Genomic DNA, 5,144 nt, shown 5'->3' with positions numbered 1-5,144 from the left:
GTGCTTGGTGACGACCTCAAGAATTTCAGGGATAGGAAAGAGAACAGGCGTTCCCTGTGGGAGAAGCGCGGGTTCGAGGACATGTCGCAGGCGGACATAGAGGCGCTTCCCGCCTTCGAAGCGGATCTCAGGGTGAATATAATCACTGAACTTGCCAGTCTGGACAGGGGGATAGACGGCGGCGAAAGGATGCTCGCCCGGGTGGCGGCTCTCAAGGGGACCATGGAAGGCGCGGATGCCGAGACGCTTGAAAAGATCACGGCCGATATTGATGGTATTATCGGAAGGATGATAGCCGAGAGGGAGCTTCTTTCGGAAGACATATATGCCATTATGAGCGCGAAGGGGCAGCTTACGGAAGAAGGCATGGAAGAACTTATAAAGAAGAGGAACGAACTTATCCTGGACATTGTGACAAGCCCGACCCTTCGCATAGACGCCGAGAGATCGTGGATAATGCCGGCAACCGGGAACGAGGGTATGGTCAGAATGATGGCTATGGCCGGTACCCCGGCGGAGCCGGAAACGATCCACTATCCGGAAGTCCTGGTAACGGAGGACTTCGCGCTGAATTATGTGGCCCCGAAAGATGGCTATATAAACAGGGCCACTCGGATAGACGCTATGGCCAGGGTTTCCCAGCGGATACAGGATGCCATGCGCAACCGTTTGTCCGAGACCGGTATATTTACGGGTATACAGCTCGAGAAGATAACTATCAGTATAAAAGACGCCATAGACAACGCGGTCGATGCCGTGTATGAGCGGTTGGACAATATGGAACAGGAACTCGGGTCTTTGTCCGAGGAAGAAAGGCAGAATATAGCTCGTGAACGGAGAAGGGATATAGCCGCTAATGGGATAAGCTTCAGCCTGGTCTACAACGCGGGCCGTAAGACCTTTGATGTCATACTTGCGGATAAAGGATTAGGGATACCTAATGACAAGATGGAAGAATGGCACAGGGGGAATTTCCCGGCTTCTTCCAAGGACAGGAGCGCGGCCGCTAATTTCCTGGGCATGAAGGGATGGGGAGTAAAGAACGTGCTGTTCTATTCCAGCCTGTATTCTTTTGAGGTACATATGATATCGCAGCGGCAGGACAGGATGGGATACCAGCTTACACAGGCCGACGGGATAAGGACGCTTGATAACGTTGTCGGTGCCCCGCTTGGCACCATGATAAGGATAACGGTCCCGGCCGACGCGCCTAACAGGCAGGCGGTAGAAAGATATAAGGAAGGTCGTTCGGTCAATTTCGTCATCGGGGTGGAAAGCGACCTTACGCAGGCCGCCCTGGATGATATGCTTACCAGGAGGAAGTTCATTATCGGTTCGGTCAGGGTAGTGTCCTTGCCCGCTGGGAATACGGAGCGGGAAAACCTCGCGCTCCTGGAAGGTATCAGGCGGGGATATAACGCTCCGTGGTCCGGGAAGCTGAGCCTCGCGGAGGTGGGAGGGGCCGAGAACGTCGGCCGTGCTCTTACCGATTTCGTGAGGGAGATGGAGAACGAGGAAGCCAGGAATTTCATACGGGAGAACGGACACCGTATAAAGGAGATAACCGGACGCCTGGGCGAGATAAGCGCCGAGGATATAGAGGAAGTCAACAGGCTCAGGCAAGAGGTCAGCGATGTGATGAGAAGTATGCGCCTGCCGGTCATGATGACCGAGATCAATTCACTCAGCGCGTATAACCTCAAGATATCGGACGCGGCGAGGAAAATGCGGATAAAGGAGATCTCCCCGAAGACGATGGATTACGCGGCCGATCCGAACGCAAAGGGAAAAATGCTTCTCAGGGCGGATTCGCTCGGGGAACTGAAGATGCTGGTGGAAACCCACAGGACACGGGTGAAGTCCGCCGGGATAAAGCTCCACGTGAGACTGGCGCTGGCGGATGACGACCGCAAGACCCTTACGACGGAGAGATTGGCCGAAACGCTCGAGAGGATGGAGATAGACGATGTGCTCAAGGCTTCTGATGTCGCTATATTGAGCAAAGAAGACGCGGACAGCATGTCGCTCGAGGAAATAAGGTCGGGATACGCGGGTGAATACGATCCGCAACAGGTGGCCATAGTCGATAGGATAAGGCCGCGTAGTGACGAGGATAAAGATGTCATGAAGAGCGGTGTGGTGTTCATGGAATATGAGGGTCTGGCAACGGCCGAGGTCTACGATGTCGCCCTAGAGCTTCTGGCGCACAAGAGCGATAGCCCGGAAGAGTTCGCCGTGTTCATGACGTTCCTTGAGGAGCTGGGTCTGTCGATGGGTGAGGGCGGATGGTTCGTGTTCAAACCGATCGAAAAGTTCGATATGCAGGAACTGAAAAGAGAGCTCGAGCAGTACCATAGGGTGCTGATCGCGGCATAAACTGGGTGGGGATAGTAAGTATTGATGTGCATTAACGCGAAAGGGGGTGGGCTGATAAGATCCGATTGTATTGACATGCTTTAACCCTAGAGATGCAAAAAACCTTCCTGTATCTCGACAAGAACCGCTTTTCGCGACCTTGGGTCGCGGCAGGCGGTTCTTGTTTTTCGGGAACATGTTAAAGAACAGAAAGACATAAAACAGGCCGGACCAGATTGCCATAACTCATTAGTCTATAATATGTTAAGCGTTTTACGTTGTCATGTGATCCACGTCTGTGTTAAATATAAAAAATATAGTTATTTTTGCTGGTATCATATATCCCAGAAATTTATGGGTGAATTGAATATAATTTTATAAATATGTTAAGTTGTAAAAATTCAGTTTTACGAAGTTGACTTGGTTTATTAGTATGTTATTATATATATATGTAATTAACGAAACAAAAAGCTAGAAGGCGGGCATGCGAAAACACATATTGTTCACAAAAATAATATCAGTTGTCGTCGTAACGCTTTTCACGCACCAGCAAATAGTGTGGGCCCAGGGAGAAATAGTCCCGTCCGTCAAGAACCTTCCGCAACAGACCGAAAGATCCTATAAGGAAAAATTCGAGAAGATCACCGTGCCTTCAGACCTGGCGCAAGTCGACCGGGAGAACATGGAGGGGTACGAAGACGTAATCATTAACATACAGGATGACCATTCCTCCTTGTCTGCTCAATATTCCATCGTGAATATCCTTAAGAACCTTATGGATAACTATGAGATAAACATAGTGGCTGTGGAAGGCGGTAAAGGCTACATAGACACGTCGATCTTGAGGTCCTTTCCGGATGACGGGATAAAAGAGCGAACAGCCTCTTTCCTGATGAAGGAAGGAAAGATATCCGCCGGGGAGTTCTTTTCCGTAATGTCAAAAAAGGATGTCGCGCTTTACGGCGTGGAGGAAGACGCATTATATAACGAGAACCTCGCCATATTCCGGGATATATACGCAAAGAACAAGTCGAATATCGAGGTGTTGGACGACCTGATAACCAGCCTGAAGAACAGGGAAAAGGACGTATATTCCCCGGTGTTGGGAAAATTCGTATATAAGTTGAGGCTGCACCGTGATAACAGGATAAGTTTCGACGTATACTGGGATTTTCTTGAGAAGATGTGCGTGGAGGCCGGTGTGTCCACGGAGAACTGCCGTAATATAAGATATTTTACCGATACCGTTAAGCTTGAAAAAGGCATAGACTTCAACAAAGCGACAGCCGAACGCAAAGTGTTGATAGATAACATAATGAGGACGAGCGGCAGGGAAGACGTGGAAAAACTTGTCGTAAAATCCCTTGCCTTCGAAAGCGGCAAGATAGACCAGGCTGAGTACCATAGTTGGCTCATAGGGTTCGCGGAAGGAAGAGGGATGGATATGTCGGGATATCCCCAGCTTTCCATGTTCGCCGAGTACGCGTCATGTTACAGGCGCCTGAACGTGATCGGGCTCCAAGCGGAACTTGACGGGGTGGAGGCCTGCCTCTTGGACGGCCTTTGTTCTTCCGATAGGGAAAAAGAGCTATATAAGCTGGTCAAGACGGCCGAGCTCCTAAAGTGCCTGTTCGAGATAAAACTGACCGGACGGGAAGTCGAAGTGCTCAGGAACGACATGAACGGGATCGACCGGGAAACGCTCGTCAGGGTGGTAGGACAGGACGGGACCGGGAGCGTGTTCAAAGCGGAAGAACTGTGCGCCAGGATAGATGAGGTGATAGCCGACGCCTCCAGTGCCATAAAATTCTATGACGTGGCCCGCCAGAGGGATAACGTGATGCTCGCCAATACCATAAAAGCCATGGAGAACGAGGGCAAACACGTGGCGGCCCTTATATCGGGTGGGCACCATTCCGACGGTTTAACGGAGCTTATGAAGGATAAGAACCTGTCGTATCTGGTGCTTATGCCTAAGACGCTTAAAGATGAACCCCGGCCTTATGTGGCTATCCTTACCAAAAAACGCGGGCCTTACTCGGAACTCGTGAAAAGCGGGGCATATGATCTCGCGCTCGAGGCGTATTTCGACACTGGGGACATAAATGAATTCGAGGATATGCTGGCGTTCGCGATAGGGCAGAGCGTCCTTGATGGGAAGACAGCGGAAGTGATAGACCGCGAGAAAAGAGAGTGGCTCGAAAAGGTGAGGGAAGAGAGGGAAGGCATGCCGGCCAAAAGGGCCGGGATGGCGGAACTTGTGGACCTTGACGAGCTTTCCAGGAGGCTTGACGGGATAAAGGTCGTGGCCGGTGAAGGTGAGGCGTGTGACGTTGATATCAACGGCAACCTTTACCGTGTTACGCGGGAGAGGGTCGAACGCGTCGGTGAGGCCGCCGGAGAGGACAGGGGAGCGATATTCATGGGACGCATGAAGGCGGCCCTGGGTTCGATCAAGGCTACGCTTTCCGGGATGCCGCGGGAAGCGCGTGTCGTTGGTGGTACCATCGAAAGCACGCTCGGGCGGCTGGCTGTTGAGGCGAAAAAAGCGTCACCGGGCATATCTTCGCGTATACGGGAGTATATGAACGCCGGATATTCGTCCGGGTCGATCGGGGTGCTGGGAGCGCTTGCCCTGGCCTGGGCGGCGAGAAGCGCGGAAGAAGAAATGACCGGCTTCATGCCCGAGAGCATGGGGGCAGGCAATGTGGTACCGTCCCTTGCGGGCGCGGGACTTATAGCGGGATGGGTTTACCAGGCCGTGAACGGGAAAGAGCAAGATCTTGCCG

2 protein-coding genes are annotated in these 5,144 nt (G+C 51.9%); both read left to right on the top strand.

Annotated features, from left to right (window positions below):
• Positions 1 to 2,376: hypothetical protein (locus tag PHH49_08560; GenBank protein MDD5488990.1), on the top strand; the 2,376-nt coding region annotated here is incomplete at its 5' end.
• A 463-nt stretch (positions 2,377 to 2,839) separates the two neighbouring features.
• On the top strand, positions 2,840 to 5,144 hold a 2,305-nt coding region (locus PHH49_08555), incomplete at its 3' end, for a hypothetical protein (GenBank protein ID MDD5488989.1).

It is taken from the genome of Candidatus Omnitrophota bacterium (assembly GCA_028715965.1).
Classification (GTDB): Bacteria; Omnitrophota; Gorgyraeia; order Tantalellales; family Tantalellaceae; genus JAQUQS01.
The sequence above is the reverse complement of the archived record's forward strand: the minus strand, read 5'-3'. Positions and strand labels throughout refer to the sequence as shown.